Source organism: Stenotrophomonas chelatiphaga (assembly GCF_001431535.1).
Classification (GTDB): Bacteria; Pseudomonadota; Gammaproteobacteria; order Xanthomonadales; family Xanthomonadaceae; genus Stenotrophomonas; species Stenotrophomonas chelatiphaga.
Genome location: NZ_LDJK01000054.1, coordinates 34,991 through 50,340 on the forward strand (window position 1 = coordinate 34,991; position 15,350 = coordinate 50,340).

At 67.3% G+C, this 15,350-nt stretch carries 15 protein-coding genes; 6 read left to right on the forward strand and 9 right to left on the reverse strand.

From position 1 onward, the window contains the following. Nucleotides 1-14: 14 nt before the first annotated feature. Complete coding sequence (locus tag ABB28_RS12025) at nucleotides 15-893, reverse strand: SPFH domain-containing protein (protein ID WP_057508858.1); 879 nt, start codon at nucleotides 891-893, stop codon at nucleotides 15-17. Between the two features lie 132 nt (nucleotides 894-1,025). Here ABB28_RS12025 and purT point away from each other — a divergent pair, with 132 nt between their 5' ends. After that, the gene (purT, locus tag ABB28_RS12030; protein WP_057508859.1) at nucleotides 1,026-2,213 is read left to right on the forward strand and encodes a formate-dependent phosphoribosylglycinamide formyltransferase; all 1,188 of its coding nucleotides are present in this window, start codon (nucleotides 1,026-1,028) and stop codon (nucleotides 2,211-2,213) included. Between the two features lies 1 nt (nucleotide 2,214). On the opposite strand, the gene ABB28_RS12035 is transcribed toward purT, so the two are convergent. Both ABB28_RS12035 and ABB28_RS12040 read right to left on the reverse strand, forming a co-directional pair. Next, nucleotides 2,215-3,432 (reverse strand): endonuclease/exonuclease/phosphatase family protein, encoded by a 1,218-nt coding sequence (locus ABB28_RS12035; protein WP_057508860.1) that lies wholly within the window; start codon nucleotides 3,430-3,432, stop codon nucleotides 2,215-2,217. 38 nt (nucleotides 3,433-3,470) lie between these two features. Next, nucleotides 3,471-4,226, reverse strand: a complete 756-nt coding sequence (locus ABB28_RS12040) for an arginyltransferase (RefSeq protein WP_057508861.1) — start codon at nucleotides 4,224-4,226, stop codon at nucleotides 3,471-3,473. Between the two features lie 152 nt (nucleotides 4,227-4,378). On the opposite strand from ABB28_RS12040, the gene ABB28_RS12045 reads away from it, so the two are divergent. Continuing rightward, nucleotides 4,379-4,948 (forward strand): EF-hand domain-containing protein, encoded by a 570-nt coding sequence (locus ABB28_RS12045; RefSeq protein WP_057508862.1) that lies wholly within the window; start codon nucleotides 4,379-4,381, stop codon nucleotides 4,946-4,948. A 125-nt stretch (nucleotides 4,949-5,073) separates the two neighbouring features. Here ABB28_RS12045 and ABB28_RS12050 read toward each other — a convergent pair whose 3' ends face one another. The 4 genes from ABB28_RS12050 to ABB28_RS12065 form a co-directional block, all read right to left on the reverse strand. Further along, complete coding sequence (locus ABB28_RS12050; RefSeq protein WP_057508863.1) at nucleotides 5,074-6,300, reverse strand: RNA polymerase sigma factor; 1,227 nt, start codon at nucleotides 6,298-6,300, stop codon at nucleotides 5,074-5,076. Nucleotides 6,301-6,628: 328 nt separating this feature from the next. After that, nucleotides 6,629-7,138 carry a hypothetical protein gene (locus ABB28_RS12055; RefSeq protein ID WP_057508864.1) on the reverse strand — a complete coding sequence of 170 codons (510 nt, stop codon included), beginning with the start codon at nucleotides 7,136-7,138 and terminating at the stop codon, nucleotides 6,629-6,631. 10 nt (nucleotides 7,139-7,148) lie between these two features. Continuing rightward, nucleotides 7,149-8,057: an acyl-CoA thioesterase II gene (tesB, locus tag ABB28_RS12060; protein ID WP_057508865.1), complete on the reverse strand. Its 909-nt coding sequence runs from the start codon at nucleotides 8,055-8,057 to the stop codon at nucleotides 7,149-7,151. Between the two features lie 90 nt (nucleotides 8,058-8,147). Further along, nucleotides 8,148-8,927: an enoyl-CoA hydratase/isomerase family protein gene (locus tag ABB28_RS12065; RefSeq protein ID WP_057508866.1), complete on the reverse strand. Its 780-nt coding sequence runs from the start codon at nucleotides 8,925-8,927 to the stop codon at nucleotides 8,148-8,150. Between the two features lie 34 nt (nucleotides 8,928-8,961). Between ABB28_RS12065 and ABB28_RS12070 the strand changes: the two genes are divergently transcribed. Next, nucleotides 8,962-9,414, forward strand: a complete 453-nt coding sequence (locus ABB28_RS12070; RefSeq protein ID WP_057508867.1) for a copper chaperone PCu(A)C — start codon at nucleotides 8,962-8,964, stop codon at nucleotides 9,412-9,414. Nucleotides 9,415-9,717: 303 nt separating this feature from the next. Here the strand turns inward: ABB28_RS12070 and ABB28_RS18490 are convergent, their stop codons facing one another. Further along, nucleotides 9,718-10,125 carry an acyl-CoA thioesterase gene (locus ABB28_RS18490; RefSeq protein ID WP_057508868.1) on the reverse strand — a complete coding sequence of 136 codons (408 nt, stop codon included), beginning with the start codon at nucleotides 10,123-10,125 and terminating at the stop codon, nucleotides 9,718-9,720. Further along, the gene (uvrA, locus tag ABB28_RS12080; protein ID WP_057508869.1) at nucleotides 10,125-13,127 is read right to left on the reverse strand and encodes an excinuclease ABC subunit UvrA; all 3,003 of its coding nucleotides are present in this window, start codon (nucleotides 13,125-13,127) and stop codon (nucleotides 10,125-10,127) included. The genes ABB28_RS18490 and uvrA overlap by 1 nt, the downstream gene beginning before the upstream one ends. A 292-nt stretch (nucleotides 13,128-13,419) precedes the next feature. Here uvrA and rplU point away from each other — a divergent pair, with 292 nt between their 5' ends. The 3 genes from rplU to cgtA all read left to right on the forward strand — a co-directional run bounded on the left by rplU (nucleotide 13,420) and on the right by cgtA (nucleotide 15,266). After that, nucleotides 13,420-13,737: a 50S ribosomal protein L21 gene (gene rplU / locus ABB28_RS12090; protein ID WP_042615146.1), complete on the forward strand. Its 318-nt coding sequence runs from the start codon at nucleotides 13,420-13,422 to the stop codon at nucleotides 13,735-13,737. Nucleotides 13,738-13,748: 11 nt separating this feature from the next. After that, a complete protein-coding gene (gene rpmA, locus ABB28_RS12095; protein ID WP_042615145.1) occupies nucleotides 13,749-14,012 on the forward strand; it encodes a 50S ribosomal protein L27 in 264 nt (87 codons plus the stop codon). A gap of 198 nt (nucleotides 14,013-14,210) precedes the next feature. Continuing rightward, the gene (gene cgtA, locus ABB28_RS12100; protein WP_057508871.1) at nucleotides 14,211-15,266 is read left to right on the forward strand and encodes an Obg family GTPase CgtA; all 1,056 of its coding nucleotides are present in this window, start codon (nucleotides 14,211-14,213) and stop codon (nucleotides 15,264-15,266) included. The last annotated feature ends 84 nt before the right edge of the window (nucleotides 15,267-15,350 follow it).

Genomic DNA, 15,350 nt, shown 5'->3' on the forward strand with positions numbered 1-15,350 from the left:
ACCGTCAACACGGCTCAGTACAACGAACCGGCATTGACCACCGGCTGCGTGCCGCGATCGGAACACAGCACGGTCAGCAGGTTGCTCACCATGTGCGCCTTGCGCTCTTCGTCCAGCTGCACCACGCCGTTCTTCTGCAGTTCGGCCAGCGCCATTTCCACCATGCCGACCGCACCGGCCACGATGCGCGTGCGGGCGGCGATCACCGCGTTGGCCTGCTGGCGCTGCAGCATGGCCTGGGCGATTTCCGCGGCATAGGCCAGGTGGCTGATGCGCGCATCGATGATCTGCACGCCGGCATCGGCCAGGCGCTCGGCCAGTTCGTTCTTCAGGTGCAGCGAGATCTCGCTGGCGTGGCTGCGCAGGGCCAGCTGGCCTTCCTCGTGCTGGTCATACGGGTAGCTGGTGGCCATCGCCCGCAGCGCCGACTCGGACTGGATATGCACGAAGCTTTCGTAGTCGTCGACGTTGTAGACCGCCTCGGACGCATCCACCACCTGCCAGACGATCACCGCGGCGATCTCGATCGGGCTGCCGTCCAGCTCGTTGACCTTCAGCTTGCCGCTTTCGAAATTGCGCACGCGCTGGCTGACCCGGCGCTTGGCGAAGAACGGGTTGTTCCAGCGCAGGCCGTTGTCCTTGACCGTGCCGACGTACTTGCCGAACAGGCTCAGTACCGCCGCCTGGTTGGGCTGCACGGTGTACAGGCCGGCCAAGGACAGCAGGGCCAGGAGCATCACCAGAACGCTGCCCAACAGCAGCATCGGGGCAGGGCGCATCCCGTTCGCGCCCGCGGCGCCGAGCAGGAACACCAGGCCGGCAAGGCCGGCGATGAGCACAACGGCGGCCAGCACGGCCAAGCCGTTGAGGGAGCGGATCGGCTTCTCTTTCATGACGGGACTTCCTTGAGGGTCTGGGTCGAAAGATATCAAATTGATATCAGTCTGCAAGTGCCGTCCGTCGGCAGGCAGGGGGCGACCGGCTAGAATGCCCACCCGCCTACACCTGCACGCTGGAACGCCGCCATGTCCGCATTCGGAACCCCGTTGTCCCCCTCCGCCACCCGCGTCCTGCTGTTGGGATCGGGCGAACTTGGCAAGGAAGTGGCCATCGAGCTGCAGCGCCTGGGCGTGGAAGTGATCGCTGCCGACCGTTACGCCGATGCCCCGGCGATGCAGGTCGCGCACCGCGCGCATGTGATCGACATGCTGGATGCGATGGCGCTGCGCGAGCTGATCGCGCTGGAAAAGCCGCACCTGGTGGTGCCGGAAATCGAGGCCATCCACACCGAGACGCTGGTCCAGCTGGAGCAGGAACAGGGCCTGCGCGTGGTACCGACCGCGCGCGCGGCGCGACTGACCATGGACCGCGAAGGCATCCGCCGGCTGGCGGCGGAAACGCTGGGCCTGCCGACCTCGCCGTATCGTTTCGTGGACACCGAAGCGGAGTACATCGCCGCCGTGCAGGCGATCGGCCTGCCGTGCGTGGTCAAGCCGGTGATGTCCTCTTCGGGCAAGGGCCAGAGCACGCTGCGCAGCGAAGCAGACATCGCCCCGGCCTGGGCCTATGCACAGACCGGCGGCCGCGCCGGTGCGGGCCGCTGCATCGTCGAGGGCTTCATCGATTTTGATTACGAAATCACCCTGCTGACCGTGCGGCATGCCGGCGGTACCTCGTTCTGCGCGCCGATCGGCCACCTGCAGAAGGACGGCGACTACCGCGAAAGCTGGCAGCCACAGGCCATGTCCGCCGCCGCGCTGGCGCGCGCCGAGGAGATCTCCCGGGCGATCACCGATGACCTCGGCGGCTGGGGACTGTTCGGCGTGGAGCTGTTCGTGAAGGGCGACGAGGTGTGGTTCAGCGAAGTGTCGCCGCGCCCGCATGACACCGGCCTGGTCACCCTGGTCTCGCAGGAGCTGAGCGAGTTCGCCCTGCACGCGCGCGCGATCCTCGGCCTGCCGATCCCGGTGATCCGCCAGGGCGGACCGAGCGCATCCTGCGCGCTGCTCGCCCATGGCGAAGGCGTGCCGTACTTCACCGATGTCGCCGCCGCGCTGCAGGTGCCGGACACCGCGGTGCGCCTGTTCGGCAAGCCGAGCGTGCACGGCCACCGCCGCGTCGGGGTGACCCTGGCGCGCGCCGACAGCACCGACGCGGCCCGCGCGATCGCCCGCGAGGCCGCCGCCGCCATCGGCGTCACCCTGAAGCCCTGACTTACTTCACGTCGGCCCAGACGAGGTGGTGGTCGCTGCCGTCGGCGATCTTCGCTTCGTCGGTGCCTTCGGCTGGCCAGAACACGCCGCCACCGGCATAGGCGAAGCCCACCGAGGGCAGCACGTAGTCCAGCCGCATCGTGCCGGACTTCGGGCCGAAATCGCCGGTGGCGTGCTGTGGGGCGCCGCGACGCGCGATGCCCTTGGCGGCGTAGGCCAGGCTGGTCTGCTCGCCGCCGATGCTGGACGGCGTGGCATGGCGCAGCACGCGCGGATGCTCGATGAGTTCCAGGATGCCTTCGTGGCGGCCATCGCCGTCCACCGGGTCATTGTTGAGGTCGCCCAGGATCACGAAGCGCGCGTCCTGCGCCAGCCCGCCACAGCGCTGCTGGTCGTCGCACAGCCACGGCTTGTCACCGGCGGACAGGTATTCCTGCCACAGCTTCAGCTCGTCATGGTTGCGCGCGGCGTTGCGCTTTTCCGGGCCATCGAACACCGGCGGGGTAGGGTGGGAGACCAGCGCGTGCACGACGCCCGACGGCGTGCGCACCGGCACGTCCCAGTGCGATTTGGACGACAGCCGCAACTGCGACCACACCGCATCGGAATAGAAGCTCTTGCCGGTGCGCGGGTCGACCGGGCGGATCGCGCCGGGCAGGGTATTCCACTTCAGCAGCTGGAAGCTGCGCACCTTGGTTTCGTCGATCGGATAGCGCGACAGCACCAGCATGCCGTACTGGCCCGGGTGCAGGCCGTAGCCCCACGCGTCGTTGCCACGGGCACGGCCTTCGCCGCCCACTTCGCCGTTGTTGTCCAGGTCCAGCCCGCTCTGCACGCCGGTGTTGACCGGGGCCAGATAGCGGTAAGCAAAGTTCAGCGGCTCACCGCCACCGGGCTGGGCCACGGCCAGGTAACGCTGCTGGAACAGATCGGCGGCGCGGTGCGCATCGTCGTAGTCGAATTCGTTGAGCAGCACCAGGTCCGGGCGCACCTGCTGCAGCACCGCGGCGATCTTGCGCGCGTGCGCACTGTCGCCTTCCAGTTCGGCGATCAGCCCGCCGGTCTGGTCGGAGTACAGCGAGGTGTTGTAGGTGGCCAGGCGCAACGGAGTGGAGGCATCAGGCATCGCGGCGGCACGCTCGGGGGTCTGGGCGCAGGCGCTGCACAGCAGGGCCACGGCGACGGTCAGGGCGGGGAGGCTGAAGGCAGGAATTTTCATGGGCGGTATTGTGCACCGGCGCCTGTGTCAGCGGCTTGTCAGCGTCCGGCCAGTTCGCCATCGAATTCGTTCCAGCGCCGGCCGTCGTAGGCTTCCAGTGGGCGGAACCGGCGCTTGTAATCCATCTTCATGTGGTCGCGGATCCAATACCCCAGGTACAGGTGGGGCAGCGATTCGCGTTGTGCCCAGGCCACCTGCTGCAGGATGGCGAAGGTGCCCAGCCCGCGCTGCGCATGGTCCGGGTCGAAGAAGGTGTAGACCGCCGACAGGCCCTGATCGGTGACGTCGGTGACGGCCACGCCGATCAGTTCGCCCGGCCCGCCCTGCGGCGGTGGCAGGCGGATTTCCAGGAAGCGCGTACGCGACCAGCTGCCGATCAGGAACTGTTCGAATTCGTGTGGGCCGTGGGTATCCATGCCGCCGTTGGCATGCCGATGGGCCAGGTAACGGTGGTACAGCGCGAACAGTTCCTCGCGGGGGGCGGCAGCGGTGATGCGCACTTCCAGGTCGGCATTGCGCGCCACGCAGCGGCGCTGGCTGCGATCCGGGGCGAAGCGCTGCACGGGAATGCGCACCGCCACGCAGGCATGGCACTGGGCGCAGTGCGGGCGATAGACCAGGTCGCCGCTGCGGCGGAAGCCCCAGCTGAGCGCCATCGGGTACAGGCCGCCCAGGCGCCGGTCATGCGGGTCCAGCACCAGGTCGCGCGCGGTCCGCTCCGGCCAGTAGCCACAGGGGTGCTCGCCGGTCTGGAACAGCCTCAGTTCGTCGTCTCGGTCGCCGTGTATCGCCATGCCCACAGCATACCGTCCGGCTGTCGCAGTGGCCGCGACTGTCTGCCAAATGAACGCGTCCGGGGCCGACGTCAACCGCGGCTGCGTCCAGGCGTTGTTGTCCTTCGAGGGTGATTGAAAAGCACCCCGTCCCCTTCTACTGGAGTGACCCCATGACCCTGCGTACCCCCCTGCTGCTGGCCCTGCTGCTGAGCACCTCCGCCACCGGTATCGCCCTGGCCGCCGATGCGCCGCCGGCGCCGCAGCGCCCGGTCAAGCTGGACACCAACAACGACGGTTTCATCGATCGCAGCGAAGCTGCTGCTGCGCCGCACCTGGCCGAACGTTTCGACCAGCTCGACACCAACAAGGACGGCAAGCTGTCCCGCGAAGAGCGGCCGCGCGGCAAGCACGGGCATCGCGGCCCGGGGCGTGGCCATGCCGAGCAGCTGGCCCGTCTGGATACCAACAAGGATGGCCGCATCAGCCGCCAGGAGGCGGCCGCTGATCCGCGCCTGGCCGGGCGCTTCGACCAGATGGACATCAACAAGGATGGCTTCCTGGACAAGGCGGATCGCGAGCTGCGCATGAAGCAACATCGTGATGCCTGGTTCACCGCGGCTGACACCAACAAGGACGGCCAGCTGAGCAAGGCCGAGTTCGATGCGGCCAAGGGCCCGATGCGTGGCCCGCGCCACGAGGGCCAGGGGCCGAAGGGTCCGGCGCGTCCAGCGGCACGCTGAGGCGTGGCTGACGGCCAGCGGCCCAAGGAAAATTGACTGTTAGCGGCCCTTGGAAAATTGACGGCCAGCGGCCGTCACTACCGGTGTGAAGTGCGGTGACGGCCTGTGGTCGTCACCGCTTTGGCTTACAGCGCGCCGTTTCTCCACAGCAATGCGCCGACCACGATCAATGCGCCGATGCCTGCGCCGATCATGCCGTGCTTGCCGTACAGCGCTTCGTAGGTCCAGTTCTTCTGGCCCTGCAGTCCCCGCCGTTCGGCATCGCGGTCGATCAACGGCTGCATGATCCGCCGCAGCGGCACCAGGCATTGCCAGCAGACCAGCGACAGGCCCGCGACCAGCGCGGACAGGTCCACCCATACCGGCAGTGCCAGCAGTGACAACACCAGTACCGTCACGCAGACCACCATCGCGGTGAAGGTGTTGAGGTGCACGAAGCGCCGGATCTGCGTGCGTTCCGGCGGTGATTCGGCGAACGACATCAGGTAGCGGCCACCCAGGTAACTGAAGGCGGTGCCGCCGACCGCTGCGCCGATCATCGCGCCTACGCTGAGGTGATCGCTGAAAACTGGAAACTGCCCGGCCGCCGCGGTCAACGAACCGAGCGCGGTACCGGCCGATGCACTGGCACCGCCCAGGCCGAGCTTGCTGCCGCCCACGCCTACGCCGGTACCCAGCGCAACGATGGCTGCGCTGGCGGTGCCCGGCGCGGCCACCATCAGCATCGACACCACCGTGGTGGCGAACGCAGCGCCGGGCGCACTGCTGCGCGCGAACTCACCGAAGCGCTGCAGCAGGCCCTCGCGCACCATGCCGCGGGCACGCGACAGGCGCTTGCGCACGGCTGCGTCGCTGAGCCCGAGCAGGCTGGCGACGTGTTGCGAGCGCTGGCCTTCGCGGTAATACAGCAACAGTACTTCGCGGCTTTCTTCCGGCAGCGAGGAAATGATGTCCTCGGCGGCAACTTCTTCTTCGATGCGCAGCAGGCGGTCGGCCGCGCCGGGGGCGGGATCGGCGGCCATGCTGATCGCCAGCTCCGCTGCTTCGCCCGACAGCGGGCGGCCGCGCTGGCTGCGCAGCCAGTCACGGGCCAGGTTGCGGGTGATCTGGCGCAGCCATGGCATGAAGCTGGACGGGTTGCGCAGCTGGCGAAGCTGCTGCCAGCCGCGCACGAACGCTTCCTGGGCGATGTCTTCGCTGGCGTGGCGGTCGCGGGTGATGGCCAGCGCGATGGCGGTCACCGTGTTCTGGCAGGCCAGCACGATGCGCCCGTAGGCATGCTGGCAGCCATCGGCCGCGGCAGGCAGCTCGCGGTGCAGGGTGTCATCGATGCTTGCGGCTACTGCGGTCATGGGCGGCGCTCCTGCGGGGATTGTGTCCCAAGACGGAGCACCGCGCAGGATGTGACCGCGGTCGCCACGGCGGAATGCGGGCGACGGTAGTGACGGCCGCTGGCCGTCAGCCCGGAATGCGCGGAGCCTTTGGTGGGGATGACCTCTGGTGGAAGATGGCCCTGGTGGGTGACGACCGTTGGTCGTCACGGCTCTGGAGGCAACTGCAACAGCGTGACGACCAACGGTCGTCACCCACCGCCATGACGGCGAGCGGTCGTCACCCACCGCCATGACGGCGAGCGGTCGTCACCCACCGCCATGACGGCCAGCGGCCGTCACTACCGCCTCAGGGTTGCGACGTGGACGGCTGGATGCGCACCCGGACTTCTTCTTCCTCGGCCGGGGCGGCCGGCGCAGCGGGCTGCTGCTGCGGGGCAGGGGCGGGCGCCGGGGCAGCCGGCTGCTCTGCGCCGCGATGGCCCATGGCGATGAACAAGGCCACGCCGGCGATCACCACCAACAGAGCGATGCGGATGCGCCAGGCCCAGCCGCGTCCGCTCGACGGCGCTTCGGTTTCGCGGAAAGCGAACTCGGCGGTCGGGTGGTCACGGCGGGTGGTGTCGAGCAGGCGCGCGTCGCGCAGGATCTCGCGCGCACGCGGCTGGTCGTCCGCACGCACCACCCATACCGTGGGGTGGCGGATGTTCTTGCTCTGGTCGAGATAGCTGAACTGGCCGCGGCGTTTGCTGTGGTACGTGCGCCCATCGGTCACGCGCACTTCGATGTCGTGGCTGCGCAGCAGTTCGGCCACGCCCTCCACGGTTTCCACGCGCTGGCTGCTGAAAATCTGTCTCATCGCGCGTTCCTCAGTCCTTGGCCGGCACGGCAGCGGCGGCAGCGCTGTCAGGCACCACGCGGATCAGGCCTTCCTGCGCGGTGCTCGCCACCAGGCGACCGTGGCGGTCGAAGAACTGCCCGCGCGCCAGCCCGCGCGAATCCTGTGCGCTCGGGCTGTCCAGCGAATACAGCAGCCAGTCGTCGGCGCGGAACGGGCGGTGGAACCAGATAGCGTGGTCCAGCGATGCCATCTGCACGTGCGGCTGGTAGTAGCTGATGCCGTGCGGGAAGGTCGCCGTGCCCAGCAGGTGGAAATCCGAGGCGTAGGCCAACAGCGCCTGGTGCAGTTCCGGTGCATCGCCAACCGGTTCGGTCAGGCGGAACCAGACCTGGTGGTAGGGCGGGCGCTTGGGCGGGTTGAGCTCATCGCGCGGGTAGACGTGGCGGAATTCGAACGGGCCACCCCGCGACAGCCAGCGCTGCACCTTGATCGGCAGCCGCTCGAGCACCTCCGGCGGCAGCGGGCGGTTGGGTTCGATGTCTTCCGGCTGCGGCACCTCGGGCATCTTGTGCTGGTGTTCGGCACCGCTTTCTTCCTGCTGGAAAGAGGCCGCGCAGAAGAAGATCACCTTGCCGTGCTGGATCGCGGTCACCCGGCGTACCGAGAAGCTGCCGCCATCGCGGGTGCGGTCAACGTCGTACACGATCGGGTGGTCGATATTGCCCGCACGCAGGAAGTACGCGTGCAGCGAATGCACGTGGCGCCCGTTGTCCACCGTGGCCTGGGCAGCGGCCAGCGCCTGGCCGAGCACCTGCCCGCCGAACACGTACTTGGTGCCGATGTCGCGGCTCTGGCCACGGAACAGGTTGTCTTCCAGCCGCTCCAGAGTGAGCAGGTCGATCAACTCGGAGACGACGGGTTCGTGCGTGTCGTTCAAGGGGGACAGCCGGTGTCGGAACAGGCCGTGATTATAGCCGGGCGGCCGTGCAGCAGCCCCCGGCCGGCGCTGCCCGCGGTTGCCCGGTGATCAGCCCTTGCCGAGCCGGGCCGCCAGCGCCTGCAGTGCCTGCTGCGCATCCGGCGCATACCAGGCTTCGACGAAGCGATCCAGGCGGATCAGGTCCGGGTGCAGGGCGTCATGCAGGTCCTGGCGGGCAATCGCGCGGGTGAGCAGCATCGGCTGGCGCGGCATCGTCAGCAGCCGCTGCAGCCAGGCCACGGCGCGCGCCACGACCAGGTCGCCGTCGGCCAGCTCGTCCACCAGGCCGATCTGCAGGGCCTGCTCGGCCGGCACCATGGCGGCGGTGGTCAGCAGGATCCCGGCCCGGTGCACGCCCACGGCGCGGCGCAGCAGGCGCTGGATGCCTTCCGGTGCCACCAGGCCCACCTGTACTTCATTCAAGCCGATGGCGAACGGTTGCGCGGGGTCGGTGCTGCGCGCCATCACCCGGTAGTCGCAGCACAAGGCCAGCACGCAGCCACCGGCCGGGGCGTGCCCGGTCAGCGCCGCCACGACCGGGATACGGCTTTCGGCCAGCGTGCGCACCGCGCCGAAGAACGCGTTCCAGCTGTCCAGCAGGGCGTGCTGGTCGTCGCCATGCGACAGCAGGTGGGGCACGTCCATGCCGCCGGTGAATACCCGTTCGTTGCCCGACAGCACCAGTCCATGCACGTCTTCGGCCATGGCCTGTTCTACGGCGTGGATCAACTGCCGGCAGAGGTCGGTGTCCAGTGCATTGACCGGCGGCCGCGCCAGGCGCAGTTCGCGGATCGGTCCATGGTTGTACACCTCGATGAGCGTGGTCATGCTGCGATCTCTTGCCGGGAGGGAACGTGGTCCGATGATAACCAAACCATGCGTTGGCGTATTGTTCGCGTTGTGTGCATTCGCAGCATCGGGAGCGGCGGCGGCCGCGCCGGTGGCGTGCCTGCAGTTGAAAGACGGATGGGCGCGGTTGCCGCCTGGCGCGGCGATGGCGATGACGGCCGGCTACGGCACGATCCACAACCGCTGCGGCAGCGCGGTGACGATCATCGGCGCACGCAGTGCGGCCTTCAGCGAGGTGTCGTTGCATGAAACCACGCTGCAGGGCGACGTCAGCCGCATGCAGCACCTGCACCATCTGGTGCTGCCGGCCGGTGCGATGGTTGAACTCAAGCCGGGGGGCAAGCACCTGATGCTGATGCAGGCCAAGGCCTCGCTGAAGGACGGGCAGGCGCTGCCGCTGGTGCTGCAGCTGGAAGGTGGCGGCGAAGCGGCGGCGACGCTTCAAGTGCGCGCGGCCGGCCGCTGACCGGTAGCGCCGAAGGCAGCGGCAGGAGCCGCTGCCAACGTCGCCTGCGACGACCCGGAGGGTGCCGGCCAGGACGGCCGGCATAGCCACGCTCGGCGAGCGCAGCGGCAAGCGGTGGGGCAGAAGCATGACGGCCAGCGGCCGTCACTACCTCAGGTGAGCGCGGCGGGCGGTCGCATCACCGCGCGTGACGACCAACGGTCGTCACCCACCAAGGGAACTGCCGTCGCTGCCTCAGGTGTGCGCGGTTACGCGCGTGACGACCAACGGTCGTCACCCACCAAGGCGACGGCCGTCACTACCTCAGGTGGAAGCGTTGCGCACGGCGTCGGGCAGCGGGGCGCTCTTGCCGGTCTGGGTGTCCATCCAGACCACCACCACGTTGCCGTCCGAATACAGGCGTGATTCGTCCTGCTGGTCGACGATGCGGTGGCCGATGGTCACGCTGCTGTTGCCCAGCCGCTCCACGAAAAGTTCCACCACGATGTCGTTGGGCCACACGATCGGCAGCCGGTAGTTGACGTTGGTGGCGGCCACCACCGGCGCGATGCGGTCGGTCATCGCCACGCCTTCCACGCCCAGCATCCAGCGCACGCGCGCCTCTTCCAGGTAGGAGATGTACTTGGCGTTGTTGACGTGGCCCATGCTGTCCATGTCGCGCCAGCGCACGCTGATCGGGATGCGAGCGAGGATCTTGTGCTCGGTGCTCATCAGGCGTCCTTCTTCTTGCGCGTAGCGGTGGTCTTGGTCGTCGCGGACTTGCTGGGGGTGCCGGTGCTCTTGGCCGCGGCGGCCTTCTTCTTCGGCTCCGGCTTCACCTTGCGCGGCGGGCGCGCATCGGGCTTGTTGGCCACCGCCGCCGGCTTGTCCGGGCGCGCGCTGACCGAGGGCAGCATCTTGGCAAGGAACTGGCCGGTGTACGAGGTCGGGCAGGCCGCCACGTCTTCCGGGGTGCCGGTGACCAGGATGGTGCCACCGCGATGGCCGCCTTCCGGACCCAGGTCGACGATCCAGTCGGCGGTCTTGATGACGTCCAGGTTGTGCTCGATCACCACCACCGTGTTGCCTTCGTCGCGCAGCTTGTGCAGCACGCCCAGCAGCGCTTCGATGTCATGGAAATGCAGGCCGGTGGTCGGCTCGTCCAGGATGTACAGCGTGCGCCCGGTATCGCGGCGCGACAGTTCCTTGGACAGCTTCACGCGCTGCGCTTCACCGCCGGACAGCGTGGTCGCGCTCTGGCCCAGCTTGATGTAGCTCAGGCCCACGTCGACCAGCGTTTCCAGCTTGCGCGCGATGCTCGGCACCGGCTCGAACAGCTTCAGCGCATCTTCAACGGTCATCTGCAGCACGTCGTTGATGTTGTAGCCCTTGTACAGGATCTCCAGCGTTTCGCGGTTGTAACGCTTGCCGTGGCAGACATCGCAGGGCACGTACACGTCCGGCAGGAAGTGCATCTCCACCTTGATCAGGCCATCGCCCTGGCAGGCTTCGCAGCGGCCGCCGCGCACGTTGAAGCTGAAGCGGCCCGGCGAGTAGCCGCGCGCACGGGCTTCGGGCACCTGGGCGTACAGCTCGCGCAGGGGCGTGAACAGGCCGGTGTAGGTCGCCGGGTTCGAGCGCGGGGTGCGACCGATCGGCGACTGGTCGATGTCCACCACCTTGTCGAACAGGTCCAGCCCGTCGATTTCCTTGTACGGGGCGATATCGTGCGACGCGCCGTTGATCTCGTTGGCGGCCAGCGAGAACAGCGTGTCGTTGATCAGCGTCGACTTGCCCGAGCCGGACACACCGGTGATGCAGGTCATCAGGCCCGACGGAATGGCCAGGTCGACGTTCTTGAGGTTGTTGCCGCTGGCCCCGCGCAGGTGCAGGGTCATCTTCGGGTTCGGCTTGTGCCGGCGCGCCGGGATTTCGATCGCACGCTTGCCCGACAGGTACTGGCCGGTCAGCGAACGCGGTGCGTCTAGGATGTCCTGCAGACTGCCCTGGCCGACGATCTCGCCGCCATGCACGCCCGCGCCCGGACCGATGTCCAGCACGTAGTCGGCCAGGCGGATCGCATCTTCGTCATGCTCGACCACGATCACCGTATTGCCGAGGTCGCGCAGGCGGGTGAGGGTGCCGAGCAGGCGTTCGTTGTCGCGCTGGTGCAGGCCGATCGACGGCTCATCCAGCACGTACATCACGCCGACCAGGCCGGCGCCGATCTGCGAGGCCAGGCGGATGCGCTGGGCTTCGCCGCCGGACAGCGTGTCGGCCTTGCGCTCCAGGCTGAGGTAATCCAGGCCCACGTCGACCAGGAACCCCAGGCGCTCGCCGATCTCCTTGACGATCTTGCTGGCGATCTCGCCACGCCAGCCGGGCAGGCTCAGCGTGCTGAAGAACTTCAGCGCATCGTCGATCGGCATCACCACCAGGTCCGGCAGCGGACGGTCGGCCACGAACACGTTGCGCGCGGCCCGGTTCAGGCGCGCGCCCTTGCACTCCGGGCAACTCTGTTCGCTGATGTACTTGCCCAGTTCTTCCTGCACCGCCGCCGATTCGGTTTCCTTGTAGCGGCGTTCCAGGTTGGGAATGATGCCTTCGAAGCGGTGCTTGCGCTGGGTGCGCCCACCGGCTTCGGTGAAGTAGGTGAAGCTGATGGTTTCATCACCGCTGCCGTACAGCACCGCCTTCTGTACGTTGGCCGGCAGGGTGTTCCAGGCCGCGTCCACGTCGAACTTGTAGTGCTTGGCCAGCGAGGCGATCAGCTGGAAATAATAGGCATTGCGACGGTCCCAGCCGCGCACCGCGCCGGCCGACAGCGGCAGCTCGGGGTGCACGACCACGCGCGAGGGATCGAAGAACTCGGCCATGCCCAGGCCATCGCAGCCGGGGCAGGCGCCCATCGGTGCGTTGAACGAGAACAGGCGCGGTTCCAGCTCCGGCAGCGAGTAATCGCAGACCGGGCAGGAATACTTCGAGGAGAACAGTGCAGGGGCGGTTTCGGGGCTGTCCAGCGACTGCACCGAGACCATGCCGTCGCCCAGCTTCAGCGCGGTTTCGAAACTTTCGGCCAGGCGCTGCTTGATGTCCTCGCGCGGGCGGAAGCGGTCGATGACCGCCTCGATGGTGTGCTTCTGGCGCAGCGCCAGCGGCGGCACCTCGTCGATTTCATACAGCACTCCATCCACGCGCACGCGCACATAGCCCTGCGCGCGCATCTGGTCGAACACCTGGGCATGTTCGCCCTTGCGGTCGCGGATCACAGGGGCCAGCAGCATGTAGCGCTGTTCCGGGTCCAGGGTCAGCACGTGGTCGACCATCTGGCTGACCGTCTGCGCTTCCAGCGGATAGCCGTGGTCGGGGCAGCGCGGGGTGCCCACGCGTGCATACAGCAGGCGCAGGTAGTCGTAGATTTCGGTGATGGTGCCGACGGTCGACCGCGGGTTGTGCGAGGTCGATTTCTGTTCGATCGAAATGGCCGGGGACAGGCCTTCGATGTGGTCCAGGTCCGGCTTTTCCATCACGCTGAGGAACTGGCGGGCGTAGGCCGACAGCGATTCCACGTAACGGCGCTGGCCCTCGGCGTAGATCGTGTCGAACGCCAGCGAGGACTTGCCCGAGCCGGACAGGCCGGTGATCACGATCAGCTTGTCACGCGGCAGATCGAGATCGATGTTCTTGAGGTTGTGCGTCCGCGCGCCGCGGATGCGGATGAAATCCATCGCCATGGGGGATCCGGTGTTGGGGGCTTGGGCTGGGGCCCGGCCAGCAGGAAGGGCGTCGGGGACGGCAATCAAGCAGCCTACCGAGCAGACCAGATGGGGGCAATGGGCGACAATGCCAGCCGCCAGTCGCAGCACATGAGATTGGCGTACAGGGTGATGAAGGCCTTGTCGCGCCTGGGTTTGCGGGGTGTGGGGGAGGGTTGACCCAGGCCGGGCGTGCCGGTACAATTCCGCTCCTGTCTGCCCTCGATGGCGGCAGTTAATAGACCACAATAACTACAAAGGAAGTCTGGTCATGTACGCAGTACTGGTCACCGGCGGTAAGCAATACCGCGTCGCGCAGGGCGAAAAGCTCCGCGTGGAAAAGCTCGAAGTCGAAGTCGGCAGCGAGATCAAGTTCGACAACATCCTGCTGCTCGGCGACAGCGATGGCATCAAGATCGGCGACGCCCTGAGCGGCGCTGCGGTCACTGCCACCGTCCTGTCCCAGGGTCGTGCCGACAAGGTCCGGATCATCAAGTTCCGTCGCCGTAAGCACCACATGAAGCGCCAGGGTCACCGTCAGTACTACACCGAAATCGAGATCACCGGCATTGCCGGTGGCAGCAAGTAAGGAGATAGGTCATGGCACATAAAAAAGGCGTAGGCTCTTCGCGCAACGGTCGCGACTCCAACCCGAAGTACCTCGGCGTGAAGATCTTCGGTGGCCAGGCCATCGACGCCGGCAACATCATCGTGCGTCAGCGCGGCACCCAGTTCCACCCGGGTACCGGCGTTGGCCTCGGCCGTGACCACACCCTGTTCGCCCTCGTGGACGGCAAGGTGGAGTTCTCGGTGAAGGGTGCGAAGAAGCGTCGCACCGTCAGCGTGGTTTCGGCCGAAGCCTGATCCAGGCGCGGCTGGCGCCCATGCCAGTCATGGGTGCGCTGCAGAAGAGCCCCGCTTCGGCGGGGTTTTTCGTTGGATGCAGCAGGTAGTTTCGACGTACATCCGGTCCACCGCGCAGGTGGCCGAGCCCTGGCGACGCCGGGGCAGTAGAATCCCAAGGCGACGGCAGGCTGCCGCGCCCATCGCAGGCATCGAAAAATGAAACTGGTAGACGAAGCAGAAATTGAAGTGTTCGCCGGCAACGGCGGCAATGGCTGTATCGGCTTCCGTCGCGAGAAGTTCATCCCGCTCGGTGGCCCCGATGGTGGCGATGGCGGCGGCGGTGGCAGCGTGTGGATCCGCGCCGACGAAAACCTCAACACCTTGGTCGACTTCCGCCATGACCGCATCTTCAAGGCGCAGCGCGGCGAGAACGGCATGGGCCGCCAGGCCTATGGCAAGGGTGGCGAAGACCTGGTCATCACCGTGCCGGTCGGCACCACGGTGACCAACGTGGCCACCGATGAAGTGATCGGTGACATGACCCAGCACGGCGATCGCCTGCTGGTGGCCAAGGGCGGCCGCGGCGGCCTGGGCAACATGCATTTCAAGAGCTCGACCAACCGCTCGCCGCGCCAGGCGCTGCCGGGCGAGCCAGGCGAAGAGCGCTCGCTGAAGCTGGAGTTGAAGCTGCTGGCCGACGTCGGCCTGCTGGGCTTCCCGAATGCCGGCAAGAGCACGCTGATCCGCGCGGTCTCGGCGGCGACGCCGAAGGTGGCCGATTACCCGTTCACTACGCTGTACCCGAACCTGGGTGTGGTGAAGGTGGAAAACTACCGCAGCTTCGTGATCGCCGATATTCCCGGCCTGATCGAAGGTGCTGCCGACGGCGCTGGCCTGGGCGCGCAGTTCCTGCGCCACCTGCAGCGCACCCGTCTGCTGCTGCACCTGGTGGACATCTCGCCGATGGAAGGCGGGGTGGAAATTTCGCCGGTGGAGCAGGTGCGTGCGATCGAGCGCGAGCTGGAGCGGCATGATCCGGAGCTGCTGCAGAAGCCGCGCTGGCTGGTGCTGAACAAGGCCGACCTGATGTTCGAGGACGAGGCCAAGGCGGCGGCCGAGCAGATCATTGCGGATCTGGGCTGGAAGGAGCCGTGGTTCCTGGTGTCGGCGCTGGGTCGCGACGGGACGTTCCCGATCATGAGCAAGATCATGGCTTTCTTCGATCGCCAGAAGGAAGACGAGCTGCAGGCGCGTCACGCGGCTGGCGAGTAATCGGTTCTTCCCTTTGTGTGCGAAAAGCCCGGCTTCGGCCGGGTTTTTTGTTGCCTGCGAGTTGGCAGCGAACGGCGGAGCCCC

Excerpts from the sequence above, each read along its gene's own strand:
- ABB28_RS12055 (WP_057508864.1), bottom strand. The coding sequence starts at position 7,138 with ATGAGACAGATTTTCAGCAGCCAGCGCGTGGAAACCGTGGAGGGCGTG.
- ABB28_RS12025 (WP_057508858.1), bottom strand. The coding sequence starts at position 893 with ATGAAAGAGAAGCCGATCCGCTCCCTCAACGGCTTGGCCGTGCTGGCC.
- ABB28_RS12045 (WP_057508862.1), top strand. The coding sequence starts at position 4,379 with ATGACCCTGCGTACCCCCCTGCTGCTGGCCCTGCTGCTGAGCACCTCC.
- ABB28_RS12065 (WP_057508866.1), bottom strand. The coding sequence starts at position 8,927 with ATGACCACGCTCATCGAGGTGTACAACCATGGACCGATCCGCGAACTG.
- cgtA (WP_057508871.1), top strand. The coding sequence starts at position 14,211 with ATGAAACTGGTAGACGAAGCAGAAATTGAAGTGTTCGCCGGCAACGGC.
- rplU (WP_042615146.1), top strand. The coding sequence starts at position 13,420 with ATGTACGCAGTACTGGTCACCGGCGGTAAGCAATACCGCGTCGCGCAG.
- ABB28_RS18490 (WP_057508868.1), bottom strand. The coding sequence starts at position 10,125 with ATGAGCACCGAGCACAAGATCCTCGCTCGCATCCCGATCAGCGTGCGC.
- ABB28_RS12040 (WP_057508861.1), bottom strand. The coding sequence starts at position 4,226 with ATGGCGATACACGGCGACCGAGACGACGAACTGAGGCTGTTCCAGACC.
- ABB28_RS12070 (WP_057508867.1), top strand. The coding sequence starts at position 8,962 with ATGATAACCAAACCATGCGTTGGCGTATTGTTCGCGTTGTGTGCATTC.
- purT (WP_057508859.1), top strand. The coding sequence starts at position 1,026 with ATGTCCGCATTCGGAACCCCGTTGTCCCCCTCCGCCACCCGCGTCCTG.
- rpmA (WP_042615145.1), top strand. The coding sequence starts at position 13,749 with ATGGCACATAAAAAAGGCGTAGGCTCTTCGCGCAACGGTCGCGACTCC.
- uvrA (WP_057508869.1), bottom strand. The coding sequence starts at position 13,127 with ATGGCGATGGATTTCATCCGCATCCGCGGCGCGCGGACGCACAACCTC.
- ABB28_RS12035 (WP_057508860.1), bottom strand. The coding sequence starts at position 3,432 with ATGAAAATTCCTGCCTTCAGCCTCCCCGCCCTGACCGTCGCCGTGGCC.
- ABB28_RS12050 (WP_057508863.1), bottom strand. The coding sequence starts at position 6,300 with ATGACCGCAGTAGCCGCAAGCATCGATGACACCCTGCACCGCGAGCTG.